The sequence below is a fragment of the Delftia sp. WSY_7 genome (genome assembly GCF_043104845.1).
Lineage (GTDB): Bacteria > Pseudomonadota > Gammaproteobacteria > Burkholderiales > Burkholderiaceae_C > Comamonas > Comamonas tsuruhatensis.
Map to the genome: position 1 here is coordinate 1 of NZ_JBICLB010000045.1, position 1,214 is coordinate 1,214.

Sequence of the window (1,214 nt, forward strand, 5' to 3'; positions counted from 1 at the left end):
GGAGGTGGCAGTGGCGCGGGAGGTGGCGCCGGTGGCGGCATGGCCATGAACATCACGGCGCCCGGTGGGGGCGATGGCGGCGGCGGTGGGGGCGCAGGCGGAGGTGGCAAGGCCTCCCAGCTCACCATGGATGGACAAAGCATCCAGCTCAATGCCGCCAAGATCCGGCTCGAAGCCCAGCAGGAAATCCTGCTGACCTGCGGCGAAAGCACCATCCGCATCACGCCCGGCGACATCCAGATCCTCTCGCCCATGGACCGGCTCAACTGCTGAGGCCCGCATGTCCTGCAGCCCCTGCATTCCCCGCATCTTCCGCATCTTCCGCATCTTCCGCATCCGCCGTCCCGTTCTCTCTCACCTCTCCAGGAGCAGCCTCGCATGAGTGGCCAACCCGCAGCCCGCATCACCGACAGCGTCGTCAAGGGCAAGATCGTCACCGGCTCGCGCACCGTGCTCATCGGCAGCCAGGGGGGCCTGGCCTGCTCCGTCTGCCCGGGCGGCATCACCGTCAGCTCCCCCGTCAACCCCCAGCTGGGCGCCAAGGTCCTGCTGGGCGCACAAGACCTGGACTTCGCCCTGCCATCGGCTGCGCTGCCCGTGGCCTGGCAGCGCCAGTACAGCAGCTACGTCAACCCCGAGCACGGCGCGGCCTGCGGCCTGCTGGGCCATGGCTGGCACCTGCTGCAGGAGCTCAGCATCCGCCTGCAGGAAGAGGCCACCTTGCTGCTGGACGCCAGCGGCCGCGTCATCACCTTCGACCAGCCCCTGGCCCCGGGCGGCCAGCTGCACAGTGCCAGCGAAGACATCTGGCTGCTGCGCGGCGGCAGCCCGGAGCCGGACGGCGGCACAGCGCCCTGGGCTGCGAACCCGCGCTGGTCGCATGTGGAGGCGGCGCTGGCGTGCAATCCCGAGGCCATCCTGGCCTTCAGCGGCGATGGCGACACCCTCTGGGGCTTTGGCCCCCCGCCCGGTGAGTCGGTCGATGGCCCCTGGCGCCTCATGGCCCAGATCGACCGCTTCGGACGCCGCCAGCTCTACCACTACAGCGACGGCAAGACCACGGCCCCGGACGTCAACGGCAGTCCGGAACCGCTGCCCGCAGGCCGCCTGGTCTCCCTGAGCGACGGCACAGGCCGGCGCTACCGCCTGCTGCACCAGCGCATCCACGGCGGCAAGGACGCGCAGGGCCTGAACGGACTGTGGGGCGCCGACGA

1 protein-coding gene and 1 pseudogene are annotated in these 1,214 nt (G+C 70.6%); both read left to right on the plus strand.

Annotated elements, in window-relative coordinates:
- A pseudogene (locus tag ACF8ME_RS24260) lies at positions 1-273 on the plus strand (type VI secretion system tip protein VgrG); the annotation flags it as partial.
- Positions 274-378: 105 nt separating this feature from the next.
- On the plus strand, positions 379-1,214 hold an 836-nt coding region (locus ACF8ME_RS24265; protein WP_392418507.1), incomplete at its 3' end, for a DUF6531 domain-containing protein.